9 protein-coding genes are annotated in these 17,294 nt (G+C 43.5%); 1 reads left to right on the top strand and 8 read right to left on the bottom strand.

What is annotated here, in order from left to right; all coding sequences use genetic code 11:
• Nucleotides 1-29: 29 nt before the first annotated feature.
• The 8 genes from AC6H1S_RS06115 to AC6H1S_RS06080 form a co-directional block, all read right to left on the bottom strand.
• Nucleotides 30-2,399, bottom strand: coding sequence for an ABC transporter permease (locus tag AC6H1S_RS06115; RefSeq protein WP_497565530.1), 2,370 nt, complete (start codon nt 2,397-2,399; stop codon nt 30-32).
• A 277-nt stretch (nt 2,400-2,676) separates the two neighbouring features.
• On the bottom strand, nt 2,677-5,043 hold the full coding sequence (locus AC6H1S_RS06110; RefSeq protein WP_497565529.1) for an ABC transporter permease: 2,367 nt from the start codon (nt 5,041-5,043) through the stop codon (nt 2,677-2,679).
• Between the two features lie 138 nt (nt 5,044-5,181).
• Nucleotides 5,182-7,560 (bottom strand): ABC transporter permease, encoded by a 2,379-nt coding sequence (locus tag AC6H1S_RS06105; RefSeq protein WP_497565528.1) that lies wholly within the window; start codon nt 7,558-7,560, stop codon nt 5,182-5,184.
• An 85-nt stretch (nt 7,561-7,645) separates the two neighbouring features.
• Nucleotides 7,646-10,018, bottom strand: coding sequence for an ABC transporter permease (locus AC6H1S_RS06100; RefSeq protein ID WP_497565527.1), 2,373 nt, complete (start codon nt 10,016-10,018; stop codon nt 7,646-7,648).
• A 62-nt stretch (nt 10,019-10,080) separates the two neighbouring features.
• Nucleotides 10,081-12,432 carry an ABC transporter permease gene (locus AC6H1S_RS06095; protein WP_497565526.1) on the bottom strand — a complete coding sequence of 784 codons (2,352 nt, stop codon included), beginning with the start codon at nt 12,430-12,432 and terminating at the stop codon, nt 10,081-10,083.
• 122 nt (nt 12,433-12,554) lie between these two features.
• Nucleotides 12,555-13,253 carry an ABC transporter ATP-binding protein gene (locus tag AC6H1S_RS06090; protein WP_199141272.1) on the bottom strand — a complete coding sequence of 233 codons (699 nt, stop codon included), beginning with the start codon at nt 13,251-13,253 and terminating at the stop codon, nt 12,555-12,557.
• 36 nt (nt 13,254-13,289) lie between these two features.
• Entirely contained in the window at nt 13,290-14,336 is a 1,047-nt protein-coding gene (locus tag AC6H1S_RS06085) for an alpha/beta hydrolase family protein (RefSeq protein ID WP_497565525.1), read from the bottom strand.
• A 91-nt stretch (nt 14,337-14,427) separates the two neighbouring features.
• Nucleotides 14,428-15,672, bottom strand: coding sequence for an efflux RND transporter periplasmic adaptor subunit (locus AC6H1S_RS06080; RefSeq protein WP_199141274.1), 1,245 nt, complete (start codon nt 15,670-15,672; stop codon nt 14,428-14,430).
• 219 nt (nt 15,673-15,891) lie between these two features.
• Between AC6H1S_RS06080 and AC6H1S_RS06075 the strand changes: the two genes are divergently transcribed.
• A complete protein-coding gene (locus AC6H1S_RS06075; RefSeq protein ID WP_199141275.1) occupies nt 15,892-17,262 on the top strand; it encodes a sigma-54-dependent transcriptional regulator in 1,371 nt (456 codons plus the stop codon).
• The last annotated feature ends 32 nt before the right edge of the window (nt 17,263-17,294 follow it).

Raw genomic sequence — 17,294 nt, 5'->3', positions numbered from 1 at the left:
TTCGGCAGTTCATTAATTTTATTCGTTGATTACTCGTATTTTAAGGCATCAATGGGATTTGATTTGACTACTTTGATAGATTGTAGACTCACCGTTAGTATGGCAACAACCAAACAGGCTACCATAGCTATCACAAAAGGCCATACAGAAATGCCCACCCTGAATTCGTAAGCCGAAAGCCACTTGCTCACAATAATGTAGGCCAACGGAAAGGCAATGAGGTTGGCAATAGCTACCAGCTTAACAAAGTCTTTGTTCAGCAAGGTGAGGATGTCGGTAGTGTTGGCACCCAATACTTTTCTAATACTGATTTCTTTTTTGCGTTGTTCGGCCATGAAAAGCGCCAAGCCCAGCAAACCCAAACACGAAATAAAGATGGCAAATCCACCAAACCAGTTAGACAAGGTGCCCAACAGCTTTTCGTCGTTAAATTTCTGTTCAAAATTATCGTCAACAAACACCCTGTCTACCGGGAAATCGGGGTTGATGGATTTCACCACCTCATCAACCTGGTTTACCGAGGCGCTGATACTCTGCTTTGGGTTTAATCGGATAAGCACCCTGTTAAGGTCTTCAGGATAATAATACATCATCATTGGCCTCACGCTTTGGTAGGGAGATTCGTTGGTAAAATCCTTCATTACACCGATTACGGTTACCTGATCGCTGCCAAAGGTTAAAGTAGCTCCCACGCCTTCTTTCAGGTTCATCACTTTTGCCGCGGCTTCGTTAATCATCACTTGTCGGCTCCCCGAATCGGCGGTGGAAGAAAATTCCCTCCCCGAAACCAATTGCGAGCCTATGGTTTTTACAAAGTCAAAATCAACTGCACGGGTATTGAAAAGCACCCTATCGTTAGGGTTCTTGCCTGGCCAGGTGATGCCAAAAGTATTGTTGCCACTTTCGTTTAAACCGGTACTGAAGGCACTGACGTGGCTAGCCGCACCCGAAGCCAATAACTGTTGCTTCAGCAGATTGAGCTTGCTTTGATCAAGCAGGCTTCCTTGTATCGGAATTTCGACAAGACCGGTCTTTTGAAATCCGATGGGCTTGTTTTTTATAAAATTAAGCTGTTGGTAAACTACCGCTGTACAAACAATAAGACAAGCGGCAAAAGTAAATTGAAATACCACCAGTACCTTCCGTACAGACACCGATGTTTTGCCCGGCAGGCTAAAGCCTTTCAGTACTTTGATAGGCTCGAAAGACGACAAGTAAAATGCAGGATAACTTCCTGCCAACAGGCCAGTAACGATGGTTAAGCCTACCAAAGCGCCCCAAAACCTCCAATCGGTGTAGTCAATGGCCAAATGAATATTGAGCAAGCCATTGAAATAAGGCAGGCTAATTTCGATGAGCACAAAAGCAACAGCCATTCCTATCACAGCAAGCAGCAATGATTCGAGCATGAATTGGTTGATGAGCGATTTCCTCGACGAGCCGATTGCCTTGCGTACGCCAACTTCTTTGCTGCGCTTCTCTGAACGGGCTGTAGAAAGGTTCATAAAATTAACGCAGGCGATAAGAAGAATACAGAACGCCAGAATAAAGAAAAGCTTAATCTGGTCTATACGGCCACCTACCGGTTTACCACGCTCGAATTTATCGTACAAATGCCATTTGGTAAGCGGATGCAACAAGGCTGTACTTACATTGGCATCTTTAATGTGACGGCCATAAATTCCTTTCATCTGAGCATTAGCTTCATTAAACGACTTATTGCTTTGCAACTGGACCAAAGTTAAGCAATGGTTGCTGCCCCAGTTGTTGTTTTTCGCCCATGGATTTTGTTTCAGGTACATGTCCCAAGTGAGCAGGTAATCGAAGCGGATGCTGCTGTTGTAGGGAATATCGGCAATAACACCTGTTACCTTAAGTACTTCATTATTGTTGAGCTTCAAGGTTTTATTGAGAGGATCTTCGGTACCAAACAAGGACCTGGCCAAAGTTTCGGTCAAAATAACCGAATTTATATCGCTTAGTGCCTGCTCGGCATTGCCGTTCAAAAACTTAAAATCAAATATCTTTAAAAATGCCTTATCGGCAAAGACGGTATTTTTTTTGAACTGCTTTTTGTCAAAGCCAATCAGCTGCTGTTGCGGATAGCTTGAGTGCGATGCGTAGGCTACGCCTGGAATGGTTTCTTGTACTTCTTTGGCCATGACGCCAGGTGTCCAAGCCCAACTGAAAGTTTCGGCATCGGTTTTAAAGTTGTTGTAAACTACATAGGTTTTATCGCTATGGGGTGCCTGCCTATCAAAACTCCATTCGTAGGCGACGTAAATGAGCAATAACATGCAACTAGCCAGGCCAATGGCCAAACCACCAACATTTATCAAGGTATAACCCTTGTTTTTCCAAAGGTTACGCAGTGCGATTTTAAGATTCAGCTGAAACATATATCTTTTTTATAGTTTGGCTATGCCAATTTTTATACCAAGCCACGATAAAAAAAACAACACACTAATTATCAATTAGTTAAACACGAACCTCATTCAAAAATGTTCGTTTTCGGACAATCAATTGTACATAAGCGAACGATGCCGAAGAGTAGTTTATGGGTTCATGAGTTTATTGTGGGATTGGTATTATTATTAATTGTTGAATTGTAATAGGATTAGACAAATAACTGGAGACTGAAAACCGGCAACTGGCAACTGAAAAACCGGCATCAATCTATTCATATTTCAATGCATCTACGGGATTGGCTTTTACGCTTTTATTGGCCTGTAAACTTACCGTAAGTATGGCCAGGCCAATGGTAATCAAGGTACTGAGCACAAATGGGAGTACCGGCATATCTACCCTATAGGCAAAAGTTTCGAGCCATTTTTTGGTGATGAGGTAAGCCAATGGCCAAGCCAACAAATTGGCAATAACCACGATAACAAAGAATGAGCTGTTCAATAATTTCAGTATCTGCAAATCAGATGCACCCAAAATCTTGCGCACGGCTATTTCCTTCATTCGTCCGGCGGTAATGTATTTGGCAAAGGCAAACAAGCCCAATACGGCAATGAAAATAGTGAGGATCGCTGCCGCAAAAAACACCGATTGCAATTGCTCTTGTTTCTTGAACAGGCGACCGTACAGTTCGTCTAAAAACTGGTAGCGGAAATTGTCGCCATCTTTTTTATTGATGGTAGGCCATTTGGCTTTGAGCATGGCCAAGGCGCTTGCCATTTGGTTTTCTTCTATCTTGACCATGATATCCAACTTCGAATTGGCACAAGGATCTTTGATCGTGTAAATGGTTGGTTCTACCGCTGTTTCAAAGCCAGCAGCTTTAAAATCCTTAATGACACCCACAATCCTGTAATCGGTGCTGCAACCCCTAATGATTTTACCTATGGGATTGATCAATCCGTATTTGGCTATGGCACTTTCGTTCAAAATGGCCGAATTAGCGGTATCGGCTGTGAAATTTCTCGAGAAAAAACGTCCTTCCTTGAGTTTGATACCTAGCGTTTCGAAATAGTCGAAATCCACACTGAGCATACTGATGCTTTCCTTCTTTCCATCAACCGTATACCCATTGATTCCAGCTTTTGAGCCATCGGGAATACCATTGGCCACAGTTACCGATTTGATGCCTGGAATTTGCATCATCTGGTTACGTACAGGCTCAAAAACAGCTGGATCGGAAAAAATCGCCATATTTTTGATTCGCACCACCTGATCAGGCCTGAAGCCAACATCTTGCGTGCGCATGTACTTGAGCTGCGAGTTGATTACCAATAGCCCGATGATAAAAACAACGGCAATGCCAAACTGCAGTACCAGCAATCCGTTTTTAAGCCAATAGCTCTGCCTGCTGGTTTGAAAGTTTCCTTTCAGTACCAATGCGGGTCTAAAGCCGGAAAGCACCATTGCCGGATAAACTCCTGCCACTAAGGTAAGCAGTGCCAATACCAAAGGGAGCTGCCACAATAGGGCGCTGCGCTGCCAAATGACCAGTTCTACCTCAAACAGGCTATTGAACCTAGGCAACACCAATTCGGCCAAAATCAGTGCAAAAACCGTAGCTACAAAGCATTGCATCAGGATTTCGATTAGAAACTGGAAGGTTAATTGTGTCCTGAAAGCACCCATCACTTTTTTCACCCCCACTTCTTTGGCTCTTTTGGTGGCCTGGGCAATACTCAGATTGGTAAAGTTGATACAGGCAATGACCAACATCAAAAAGCCCAATACCGAAAGTGCTATCAACACCTTATAATTGGTATCGGTACCCGCAGTTGGCCTGAGGTGCAGGTTTTTTAAAGGATCTAAATAGATTTGCGTGGCATTGATGTATTTCCAGTCTGGATCGGTATTGGCTTTGGCCAAGCTGACACGGTACATTTTTTGTATTTTTTGCCTTAAGGCTTCTACATCCGTACCTGGCTTTACCTGAATGTAGGTATAGTAATTGTTATAGCCTTCGGTTTCGCCAACTCCTATTTCCTTGGCAATCGAAATGCCATCAAAAGAAACGTTCGAATGCGGATTGGCAAATACGGCCCCACTTATTACGCCTGATTGACCCGAAGTTTTGTTTCCCAAAGTTACCAGTTTTGGTTTCTGGTCGTTTTTGTCGGGGAACAAGGTAGCCATGTAAGACTCGTTCAGGTAAAATAAAAATTCGCCCCCCTTGGGTTCCTCTAATCCCTTTAGGGGCTTAATGTTTAGCATCTTGGCCGCTTCATACTCGGCAAACAAGAGTTTTTGCACAAACACGGTACTCTTATCGCTATTAATTGCAAATTCAAAACCACCTGATTTCATTTTGCCTGTTGCTACCACTTCAGGAAAATGCTGCTTGATTTCCTTACTTAGCGGTGGCGAGGTATAGTTGCTTGTAAAGGCCGGTGTTTTTCGGCCAACCAAGTAGATATTGTCGTAGTTAGGGTTATCCTTGTCGAAACCCGTTTCATAAGAAGCATAAATCATGATAAGCATGAAAGCCGCCAATGCAATAGACAAGCCGCCAATGTTAATGGCGGTTATATTTCTATTTTTCCAAAGGTTACGGAGCGCGATTTTAAGATTTAATCGGAACATGTTTTTAGGTTTTATTGGTTCATTCGTGTGATTAGTTCATTGGTCAGCTAAACGCTGCAACTCCAAGCGGCTCTCCATTGCTCAAACTTCCATTTCTGTTCGTCGCGAGTGGCTTGCCCCCAGACTTTGAACTATATGCTATTCATACTTCAACGCCTGTACTGCATTGGCTTTAGCCACTTTAAATAGCTGTAGGCTTACGGTAACCACAGCAATGAATACTGATGCAAAAATGGCCAAGGCAAAAGGCCAAAAGCCGAGCGCTGTTTTATAATCATATTTTTGCAGCCATTGCGCCAGCAGGATATAAGCTATTGGAACGGCTATGGCATTGGCAATCAACACCAGTTTCATGAAATCCTTGTTCAGCAGGACCAAAATATCCGAAAGGCCTGCGCCCAATACTTTTCTGATGCTGATTTCCTTACTGCGTTGCTCTGCCATGTACAGGGCTAAACCCAACAGCCCTAAGCAGGAAATAAAAATGGCAAACCCGCCAAACAGGTTAGAAAGCACACTTAACAGTCGCTCGTTGCTAAGTTTTTCTTTCATCCCTTCTGCTACAAACTTGATGGCAGCTGGATAATTGGGGTTTAGTTTTTCGCTCACCTGCTTAATGGCCTGCACCGAAACATTTAATGGCTGATTTGGATTGAGCCTTAGCAACAACACCTTGCTTTCGTTGATATTATAGTAATACAAAGTTGGGGTGACCTCCTTGCCAAGCTCTTCGTTAAAATAATCCTTAACCACGCCAATCACTTTTAACGAGTGGTTGTCATTCCAAGTCAGCATGGTTCCCACAGGATTTTTAAGGTTCATTCGTTTTACCGCACTTTCATTGAGCATTACGGCGGTAGATGTGTCGCTTGCAAATCTTGGAGAGAAGTCTCTTCCCGCTACCAATTTGGCGCCAATGGTGCGTACAAAATCAAAACCGGTGCTTCGGTAGTTCATAATAGACTTATCGTCTGCAGCTTTTCCGGGCCAACTGATTCCAGAAGTAACCGAACCATAGCCGGTAAAAGGACCTGCAAATTCGGTTGCTGAAATTATCGCGTTGCTCTTTTTGAGCTCGTCTTTGAACAACTGCAGCCGCGATGGATTTTTTAATTCTCCCTCCAAATCGATTTGGGCCATACCATTTTGTTCAAAACCCAAAGGCTTGTTTTTGAGGAACTGGATCTGGTTATAAATTACAATAGCCGAAATGATCATACAGACTGATAGGCTAAATTGCACCACTACCAGTACTTTTCTGATCGACAAGGTACCTACCGATCCCTTAAAGCCCTTTAATACCTTTATCGGAATGAAAGACGAAAGGTAAAAAGACGGATAGCTACCTGCCAGCAAACCAGTGAGTAAGGCGAGACTGGTCAAAACTATCCAAAACAAGTAAGAGCCGTAATCAACCTGGATATGAAGATCCAACAGGTTGTTAAAATACGGCAATGAAAGTTCGAGCAATGCAAAGGCCACAAACATGGCTAAAAATGAAAGCAACAACGATTCGAGCATAAACTGCCACATCAGCAAGCTTCTTCCAGATCCCAAAGCTTTTCTAACTCCTACTTCTCTTGCTCTTTTTTCAGAACGCGCTGTCGAAAGGTTCATGTAGTTGATGCAGGCTATAAAAAGCACGCACAATGCCAAGAAAGCAAATAATTTTACCTGGTCTATTTTACCACCAACCTGCTTTCCGTTTTCAAATTTATCATACAGATGCGTTTTGCCCATTGGAAAAAGGAAAACCTGATAGAGGTACGATTTGAGATCGTTTTCCTTGTTGGGTATAAAATTGAGCAATGACGCATTAACGGCCGCCAGCGAAGCGTTTTCCTTCAGTTCGAATATCGACCTGCAAACAATGTTTCCCCAGCCGCTTTCCTTGGTAGAGGGGTTGAGCTGTTCATAAAATGCCCAAGGTTGCAAAACATCAAACTGAATACCTTGGTTTTTAGGCAAATCTGCAATTACTGCGGTAACCTTCAAGTCCTTCTGGTTGTCCCATTTTACGGCCTGCCCTATCGGGTTTTCATTGCCGAACAGTTTTTTTGCCACGGTTTCCGTTAAAATAACCGCATTGGGCTCGTTCAGCGAATTGGCTGCGTTACCATAGATGAAATCGTAGCTCAGTATTTTGATAAATGAAGGATCTACATAAGTAGCATTCAGCTTAAACTTGTTCTGGTTTCGGCTAAACAGATTCTCATTCATTTCCATCATCCTCGCTGCGTTTTTTACGCCAGGAATTTCCTGCATTACCGCATTGGCTAAATTAAGGGGTACAGCATAAGTGGTGGCCACCTTACCATTAAACTTTAAATTGAGCCTGCTGAAGTAAATGTTATCAACGTTTTTATACTGTTTGTCATAGCTCCATTCGTAGTTAACATACAGCAACAGCAGCAGGCAACAAGCCAAACCAATGGCCAAACCTCCAATATTGATCAATGAGAAGCCCTTGTTTTTCCAAAGGTTGCGCAACGCGATTTTAAGATTTAATCGGAACATGTCTTTAGGTTTTATTGGTCATTCGTTTAATTAGTTCGTTGGGGCTTGTTAAACCATACCCTATCAACTATTTGCTAGGGATCGACTACTCGTATTTCAAGGCCTGTACCGGATTGGCCTTGGCCGATTTGAAAGCCTGGAAACTGATGGTAATCAAAGCAAGAAACAGGGTTCCGAAAGCGGCCAAAGGTACCAGCCACCAGTTAAACTCCGTGTGGAATTCGAACCTGGTTAGCCATTTGTTCATGGCGAAATAACTGATAGGCGTGGCAATCAAAATGGCCACCACAATCATTTTCACAAATGAAACCGAGAGCAGCTGCATCAAATTAGCTACCGAAGCGCCCAATACCTTGCGTACGCCAAACTCTTTGGTGCGCTGTTCGGCGCTATAGGCTACCAAACCGAAAAGGCCCAGGCACGACACGAAAATGGCCAGTCCGCCGAAAAGGTTCGACAAAACGCCCAAAGTCTTTTCTGTATTGTACTTATCGGCGTAAAGGGTATTCAAAAAGTTGATTTCGACAGGGTAAGCCGGATTGATGCTTTTGGTAAGCTGCGTAATGGTATTGATGTTCTGTTCGAGCGTATTGGCTTCGTTCAGGCGCATGGTAATGGTGCCTTTGCGCCGCGGATCGAAGAAAACCACCATGGGGTTATTTGATTTATAAGGCGAATCCCATACATAATCGTCAAACACACCAATGATATTGAACTTATCGCCAAATACCGTTATGGTTTTGCCCACCGGATTGGTATAGCCAAAAGTTTTAACCGCCGATGCGCTCACCATGACTCCCGCTGTATCGGAGGCAAATTTTTCGGAAAAATCCCTTCCTTCCAGCATTTTAATGCCGTTGGTTTTGATGTAATCGTAAGTAGTAGCTACTTGGTTAAACAATTGCGTGTTTTCGGCTTGGGTCATCCCCTCCCACCTAATGTCCATAAAGTTAGAGCCACGATGCGATAGACTTACCGACGATTGAAACATACTGGTAACCGCTCCCGATTTGAGCAGTTCGGCACGGAGCAATTCGTATTTGGATTTCAGTTCGCCATCTTGGGGCATTTCTACCAAAGCATCGATATTAAAGCCAACCGGCCTGTTCTTCACATACTGGATCTGGCGGTAAATCACCAAAGTAGAAATGATGAGGATAATAGCGAAGCAGAACTGCCCAACCACCAACACCTGTCTTAAACTGATCTGCAAGAAGCTGTTTTTGCCAATTTTGCGCTTTAAGGTTTGTATCGGGTTAAAGGCCGACAGGTAAAATGCAGGATAACTGCCAGCAATCAGACCTGTAGCAAACACAATGGCTAAAATGCCAATCCAACTGCCACCGTTAAAATAGCCCATGTTCAACTTGATATTGAGCAAGTGGTTAAAGGTTGGCAAAAAGAGCTCCAGCAGGGCAATGGCCACAACAACGGCCACAAAAGCCAACACCATCGATTCGGTGAGGAACTGGGTAATGAGCGACCAACGGTTGGCGCCAATCGTTTTCTTAATGCCCACTTCTTTGGCCCGTTTTTCCGATTTGGCCGTAGCCATATTCATAAAATTAATGCAGGCAATGAGCAGAATGCCAAATCCTAATCCGGTAAACAACCAAATCTGCTCGATGTTGCCACCAACACTCTTGCCATTCTCAAACTTTCCGTACAAGTGCAATTTGCTCAATGGAAACAAAGATTGCGACTGAAAATCGAGGTTGGTATTTTTCTTGATGACTTCTTTTATTTTTCTGTTTACCAAATCCAAATCGGCATTGGGTTTGAGCATCACCAAAGTAACATAGCTGTAATTTTCCCAACTGAGGTCTTTAGCACCAGGATCGATGCTGCCCAGTAATGACCAAGGCATCAGATAGTCGAATTTGTTGGAACTGTTATCAGGCTGGTCTTTAATTACCGCTGTAACGTTCAAATCAATCTTATCTTGAAAACGAACCGTTTTATTCAATACATCCGTCGTACCAAACAGGATGTTGGCTGTAGTTTCGGTCAATACCACAGAGTTCGGGTTGTTCAAAGCGGTTTTAGGATTGCCGTTAATGAACTCAAAATCATACATATGGAAAATATCCGGCTCGGCAAACTTGGAATTGCGCTTAAACGAATTGGTACCATTGGCAATCAAGTTCTTGCGGCCATAATCCAGCCTGGTCATGTACTTTACTTCAGGCACGCCTTGCTTAATGGCGGGACCAAATGCAGTGGTAGAACCTTCAAAAGTACCAGAAATGGTGCCACCTTCTCCAGCAATATTGGTCATGGTGGTGTACACATCGGTCGCGTTTTTCGACTGCTTGTCGAAATTCCACTCGTAGGTTACATAAAGCAACAGCATGAGGCAGGCGGCCAAACCAATGGCCAGCCCAATTACATTGATGAAAGATGCCGTTTTGTTCTTCCATAAACTACGCAAAGCGATTTTAAGATTTAATCGAAACATATCTATTATTTCATTGGTTCATTGGTTCAATAGTTGATAGACCATGGTCGATGGCCTATAGGCTATTCATACTTTAACGCATCTACAGGTTTAGCATTGGCGGTTTTATAGGCCCGAAGGCTCACAGTTACGATGGTGATGACGACCGAAATCAGCGTAGCTGCTAGAAATGGCCAAATGGTAATGGTGGTACGGTAGGCAAAACCAGCCAGCCAATTGCTTGATAAGATGTAGGCTACCGGGATAGCAATAAGGTTGGCTACGACGATGAGTACCAAAAAGCTTTTGTTGAGCAGTTGCAAAATATCTTTGGTTTCGGCACCGAGTACTTTTCTGATGCCAATCTCTTTTGTTCTTTCCTGAACGGTAAAAGAGGCCAGGGCAAAGAGGCCCAATATGGCAATTGACAAGGTAACGTAGGTAAAAATATTGAACAGCTTATCGAGCCTTACATATTGCTCATAAACTTTAGCAAAACTTTGGTCAAGCCAGGTGTACTGAAAAGGAAAAGGTTCTACCGATTCCCAAACAGCTTTCACTTCGGCCAAGGTTTGCTGTGCATTTTCGCCCTTTATTTTTAAGATAACGTTATCCGCGCCATTTGTATGGCGGCCTTCTACCACAAAGGCGGTTGGCTCGGCCCGGGTTTCCATTCCTTTTTGCACGTGGTCCTTAACCACCCCAATCAGGGTTCTGTCTTCAATCCACTGGTGGCCAACTTCTTTTTGCAGCTGGTATTTTTTAACTGCCGATTCATTGACCACAATGGCCGAGCTATCTGTAGCAAATTCGGCAGAAAAGGTACGGCCCAGCTGTGCAGGCATGCCCATTACTTCAAAGTAGTCGAAATCTACGGTCACCATACTGAGGTTCTGGATACTTTTGCCCTTATATTCGCGACCGATGACCTGCATGGCCTTTACGCCTGGGTAATAGTTTACCCGGCTTACTGCGGCAACACCATCTATTTTGGAAAGCCTTTGCTTAATCTGCGCAAAGTTTTTCCTGTTTTCATTGTTGCGTATCTTAAATACCACCACGTGGTCTCTGTTAAAACCAACATCCTGATTTTTGATGTAATTTACCTGTTGCCTGATGATAATGAGCGCCACCATAAATACGGTAGCCACTACAAACTGCACCATAATCAACGATTTGCGCATCCACAAACTGCCCATGCTTCTCGACAAATTCCCTTTCAAAACCTTTACGGGCTCGTAGTTAGACAAGAAAAATGCGGCATAACCTCCGGATAGCAGGATAACCAGCAGCATCACCGAACTTAACTGGATAGTCAGCTGCATCGGATTGTTGTAGCCGAATAAAGAGAGGTTCAGGTCCATTAAATTGTTGAGCACGGGCGTAAACACCTCAACCAATGCAAAAGAAAGCAACAGGGCCAAAACGCACTGAATGGCAGTATCAGTTAAGAAATAAGTTATCAAATTGCTTCTTTTGGCACCTAAAACCTTGCGCACGCCGGTTTCTTTTGCGCGTTTTACCGATTGGGCAATAGAAAGGTTGGTAAAATTGATGCAGGCAATAACCAGCAGCAAGCCCGAAAACAACAGCAAAAGCGTTACGGTTTTGGCATTGCCCCGTTTCGCCGGATCTTGGGCGCTGGTGGCTTTCAGGTAAATATCCTTAACCGGCGTAATGTAAATGTGTGCCGTTTTTAGCCAATCCTGCTGCTTCATAATCGGCAGTTTGTTAAAGGCTTTATTGATTTTTTCTTCAAAAAGCTTTCCGTCTATTCCTTTTTTCAGAAACAGATAGGTATAGAAGTTTCCATTGCCCCAGCCATCACCTGCCGACGATTTTTTGATAAAGCCATCAAAATCCATATGCTCGGGCGTATTAGGCTCTTGATAAACACCACTTACGGTATAACGTTTATTATTGTTGATCGTAACGGTTTGCCCAACGGGATTGGCCTTACCAAAAAACTGTTCGCTGGTTTTGCTGCTCAATACGATCTGATCGGAAGCCATGAGCGATTTTGGCGCATCGCCGTAAATGAACTTATAAGGAAACAAGTTAAACCAAGTACTGTCAACCCCCATAATGTGATCTACATAAGCCTCGTTCTTATCTTTGGCCACCAGGCGTTGCTTAATGTCCCATACATAAAAACGGGCATAATTCTGTATCTCTGGCAATACTTCTTTCAAAGCCGGAGCCAATTCGGCCGGGCTCGACGAATATTCTTCCTCGCCAGGCGCCCATCTTATCGAAATGCGGTAAACATTATCGGCATTGGGATTCCAGCTATCATAGCTTTTTTCGTGGTTGGCAAAAAGCAAAATCATGATAAAGCCGGTTAGGCCAACAGAAAGCCCAAAAATATTAAGCAATGTATATCCCTTATGCTTCCACAGATTGCGTAATGCGATTTTTAGGTTTAATCGAAACATTTTATTGAGTTTATGAGGTTCATTTGTGTGTGTGTTGTTAGCTGATGGGATGATTAGTTCATTGGTTGATTAACCCTTGGCGAGGCAAACAATAAGCCTAAACTACAAACCGCCATGGCCAACTAAATCAGTTCTTCAGTTCTGCCTTTGTTCACTTTTTCCGAAATCACATGGCCATCTTTCAGGTTGATGATGCGGTTAGAGAAACTGGCATCGTGGCTAGAGTGGGTAACCATAACAATGGTGGTGCCCGATTCGTTCAGCTCGCAAAGCAATTCCATTACCTCGTTACCGTGCGTGCTATCCAAGTTACCCGTAGGCTCATCGGCCAATACCAGTTTAGGCTTGGTTACCAAGGCCCTGGCTACGGCTACACGTTGTTGCTGACCACCCGAAAGCTGTTGCGGAAAGTGACCGCTACGGTTTACGATATTCATACGGCCGATGATTTCGTTGACCATTTTTTTGCGTTCGCCGGCAGGTACTTTATTGTAGATCAAGGGCAATTCGATGTTTTCAAATACGGTCAGCTCATCAATGAGGTTAAAGTTCTGAAACACGAAACCCATGTTTTTCTTTCTGAAATTCGAACGTTCCCTATCGTTTAAAGTCAGCAATTCGGTATCGATAAACTTGTAGCTGCCACTTTCAGGCTTGTCTAAAAGCCCCATTACGTTAAGCAAAGTTGATTTGCCACAACCCGATGGCCCCATAATGGAAACAAATTCGCCTTCGGCTACGTGCAGGTTAATGCCGTTGAGGGCAGTGGTTTCGATTTCTTCGGTTTTGTAAACTTTTTCTAGATTTTCGATCTTAATCATAGCAGTTATCCTATTTTAGTTTTTTAATGTTTGATGTTATTTGTCAATGGTTGGTGTTTGTTCTGTTTGGTTGACGGCATTAATCCAGTCTATGGCATATTGATGCGCCTCGTCTAAACGATCGGTCTTTTTCACCTTTCCATCAACAACTTTTTCTTCCTGAAAATAATGATCGGCATTTGGATAAACCTTGTAGGTCAGGTTTTTCTTGCCCTTCCTCAAAAATTCCAGTTTGGCATAATCCATATCCAATATGGTTTGGTTATTATCTCGGCCTCCGGCAACATACAAAATGGGAATATGGAGTTTAAGCATGTTCTCCAGTGGCGTTGTTTGCGTAAAGCTGCTCCATTTCAAATAGCTCTCTCCATACCAATTTTCGGTAACCGAAGTGGGTTTTTCATAGATCTTGGCATATTCGCGATACAAAGAATCAACCATTTGCTGGCCTTCTTCGGCAGAAATCTTACCGCTATAGGCTTGTAGCCTGGCACCAATCAGGAAATCGTACAGTTGGTTCAGCGCATTGCCAACAAAGCAAACCACATGGGTAACCTTTTTGTTGAGCACCGCTACTTGAGGTGCAACCTGCGAACCCTCTGAATAGCCCATTACAATAACCTTGTTTTGGTCTACATCTGCTTTTTTTACCAGGAAATCGATAGCGGCCGAAGCCGTTTCAGCCCGCCAGTTTAAGCTATACAATTCCTTATAGCTTGCATTTTCGGGGTAAAAAGCCCTTCCCGAATGGCTGTACTGCAATGAATCGGAAAACGGTGTACCCGGCTTGCTGATGATAACCACATAATAGTCTTTGGCATAACGGCCAATGTTCATGGCAATTGAAGTAGCATAACGCCCAGATTTGGTTTTGTACTCGATCGGATAATTGCCCGAGCCATCCAAATAAATCAGCAGGGGTTTTGGCCCTTTCGCTACGGGCTTGGTTACATAAATATCGAACGATTTCGTTTTCTTGGTCGATAATTGATAATGCTCAAAAAACGATTTCGGAAAAACCTGTCCAGCAGCAAGGAGGCCATGCAACAACAAGAATAAAAATATGTAGCCCGCTTTCTTCATCAGCTTTTCTACCGGTTTATGTTTTTAAGGTTGGTGCTCCGATCAACGCACCTGATACAGAGCTAACCCAACCTAAATTTCAATTTTTAACTTACTTGCTAATTTCTATGATATCGTACTGGTTAAATTGGTCGTACGATGAGGTAATTACCTCTTCTCCTTTTTGCAGGCCTTCCAACACCTCATAATACAAGTAGTTTTTACGGCCAATTTTTACGTTTCTTTTGGTGGCCTTGCCATTGTTCACTACAAATACCCAACTGCCACCGGTGCTTTGGAAAAACTGTCCCTGCGATAGCAAAAGCGATTTGCTGTTGTCAGACAAGGTAAGCTTCACCTGCATAGACAAACCCCTTCTCAGCTCGTCGGGCGATTTGCCTTCAAATGCCAATTCTACCTGGAACTGACTGGCAGTAACCTCTGGAATTACCTTTTTAACCGTCAGCTTATAGGTTTTTCCGTTAAACTCGCATTGCGCGGTTTGTCCTTCCTTCACACGGTTGATGTAATATTCATCAACGCCGGCCTGCAGTTTGTAGCCTTGCAAAACATCGATTTTTCCGATCATTTCGTTCGCACCATACGATTTACCGATAACCGGGTCGTACGATGATAGTTTACCCGAAACCGGCGCTTTGATGGTCATGTTTTCGATGTTTTTGCGGATCATCTCCAAACTCTCGTTCATTTGGGCCATCGACTGGTCAATTTGCGCCAATTGCATCTTACGGCTTTGGTTTTCCTGCAAAATAGCTTGTTTTACAATTTTGCGTTTGCCTTGGTAGTATTCGTAATCTTGGCTCGATTTATTGAATTCTTGCAGCGTAATTACTTTTTTCGCAAACAAGGAACTGTCTAGCTTATATTGCCTGGTTGCTGTTCTCAGGTTGTTTTCTACATCGAGCAGGTCTTGGTTCAGCACCCTTTGGTTCTGTTCCAAATCCAACCTCGATTTACGCAACTGGTTGATTTGCTCGGTGGCCGCGGTTTGGCTCGAAGTATAGCCCAGCATAGCATTGGCATTGGCTATGCGCAGCAAAGGTGTTCCTTTAACCACCGATGCCCCATTCTCGGTAAAAATTTCTGCAACGGTACCGCCTTCAGAAGAACTTACGATTACCGAAGTTAACGGCACTACGCTGGCATTAAGCAATACCACGTCCTCAAAATCGCCATACTGAACCTTGCTGATGGTTACCTTATCGGGATCGGCCTTGTAAACCTTATTGAGCGACAAGCTATAGCCATAAGCCACCAGGCCTACAAAAATGATCGTACCAGCTATGATTAAAATCGTCTTTTTATTAAATCTCTTTTTCTTTATTACTTTGTCCATTTGGAATATCGTGTTAATGCTCGGTTAGTTGCCAAGTTTGTGCCAAGCGAAAAATAATTTTTAATCAACTCATTTACAGCTATTTATTTTTTATTCTTCAAAAAACATGTTCGATAACGGACAGTAGCTGTACACCATCGAACAGTTTCGGTTATTTTTGCTTCATCCTACCGCTATTACTTACGGAATGTTAATGTCCAGCCTTATAAAATATAGTTTATGACAGATGCAAATATTCTGATTATCGACGACGACGACGATATCTTACTGAGCGCCAAGCTGTTTTTGAAACAGCATTTTAATCAAGTGATGACTTGCAAATCGCCAAGGGAAATCAATGTGCTGCTGAGCAAAAACGAAGTAGATATTATTCTGCTCGACATGAACTACCAAAAAGGCGCGAGCGACGGCAGAGAGGGCCTCTATTGGTTGGAACACATTCTTTCTATTGACAAAGACTATGTAGTGATTTTGATGACCGCCTTTGGCAACGTAGAGCTGGCGGTACAGGCCATTAAAAAGGGGGCTACCGACTTTATCCTGAAACCTTGGGAAAACGAGAAGCTTTTTGCAACGCTTTCGGCGGCCTCACGATTAGGGCAATCGAACAAAAAAGTAAAGAAGCTCGAAAAAATCCATACTTCTCTGCAAAGCGACATGGCGCGCAAGTTCGAGCACATTATAGGCAACAACGAAAATGTACAGCAACTGCAAAAAACCCTCACCAAAGTAGCGCCCACCGATGCCAATGTGCTTATTTTAGGAGAGAATGGTACCGGAAAACAGGTATTTGCCTACGAATTGCATAAAAATTCGCTCAGGTGGAAACAACTTTTTATGCACGTAGATTTAGGCTCGTTGAACGAAAACCTGTTCGAAAGCGAACTGTTCGGCTACGCCAAAGGCGCTTTTACCGATGCCAAAGAGGATAAACCTGGTCGTTTTGAAATGGCCGATGGCGGCACCATTTTCCTGGATGAGATAGGCAATCTTTCCCTGCCCCTACAGGCCAAGCTGCTCAGCGTACTGCAAAACCGTACCGTAATCAGGCTGGGCGAAAGCAAGGAACGGAAAATTGATGTGCGTTTGATCAGCGCTACCAATATGCCTCTTGACGAAATGGTGCACAAAGGTACTTTTAGGCAAGATTTGCTGTTCCGCATCAATACCGTTGAGCTTTTGTTGCCTCCATTGCGCCAGCGTGGAAACGATATTGTGCTATTGGCCCAGCATTTTTTGCAAGTATTTAGTGGCAAATACCACAAAGCCTTAAAAAGCCTAACTCCGAAGGCAGCAGACACCTTGCTCAATTACAGCTGGCCAGGCAATGTACGCGAACTGCAACATGTAATGGAACGAGCCGTTATTATGGCTGACGGATTTGAAATTAGTGAGCACGACCTGCAGCTTTCGCCACAAAAATTTGGCAACCAGCCCGTATTGCAAAACGATATGGCCTTAGACGAAATGGAAAAAATGATGGTCAACAAAGCCATCGAAAAACACAAAGGCAATATTTCGAGGGCAGCCGCAGAATTGGGCCTTACCCGCGCCGCCTTATACCGAAGAATTGAAAAATTTGGCCTGTAGAAAGATGAAAGGCCAAAGCTTAAAACTAAGCT

It is taken from the genome of Pedobacter sp. TM02, from assembly GCF_059705275.1.
The sequence above is the reverse complement of the archived record's forward strand: the minus strand, read 5'-3'. Positions and strand labels throughout refer to the sequence as shown.

Coding starts and splice junctions, on each gene's coding strand:
- AC6H1S_RS06115 (WP_497565530.1), bottom strand. CDS start 2,399: ATGTTTCAGCTGAATCTTAAAATCGCACTGCGTAACCTTTGGAAAAAC.
- AC6H1S_RS06110 (WP_497565529.1), bottom strand. CDS start 5,043: ATGTTCCGATTAAATCTTAAAATCGCGCTCCGTAACCTTTGGAAAAAT.
- AC6H1S_RS06105 (WP_497565528.1), bottom strand. CDS start 7,560: ATGTTCCGATTAAATCTTAAAATCGCGTTGCGCAACCTTTGGAAAAAC.
- AC6H1S_RS06100 (WP_497565527.1), bottom strand. CDS start 10,018: ATGTTTCGATTAAATCTTAAAATCGCTTTGCGTAGTTTATGGAAGAAC.
- AC6H1S_RS06095 (WP_497565526.1), bottom strand. CDS start 12,432: ATGTTTCGATTAAACCTAAAAATCGCATTACGCAATCTGTGGAAGCAT.
- AC6H1S_RS06090 (WP_199141272.1), bottom strand. CDS start 13,253: ATGATTAAGATCGAAAATCTAGAAAAAGTTTACAAAACCGAAGAAATC.
- AC6H1S_RS06085 (WP_497565525.1), bottom strand. CDS start 14,336: ATGAAGAAAGCGGGCTACATATTTTTATTCTTGTTGTTGCATGGCCTC.
- AC6H1S_RS06080 (WP_199141274.1), bottom strand. CDS start 15,672: ATGGACAAAGTAATAAAGAAAAAGAGATTTAATAAAAAGACGATTTTA.
- AC6H1S_RS06075 (WP_199141275.1), top strand. CDS start 15,892: ATGACAGATGCAAATATTCTGATTATCGACGACGACGACGATATCTTA.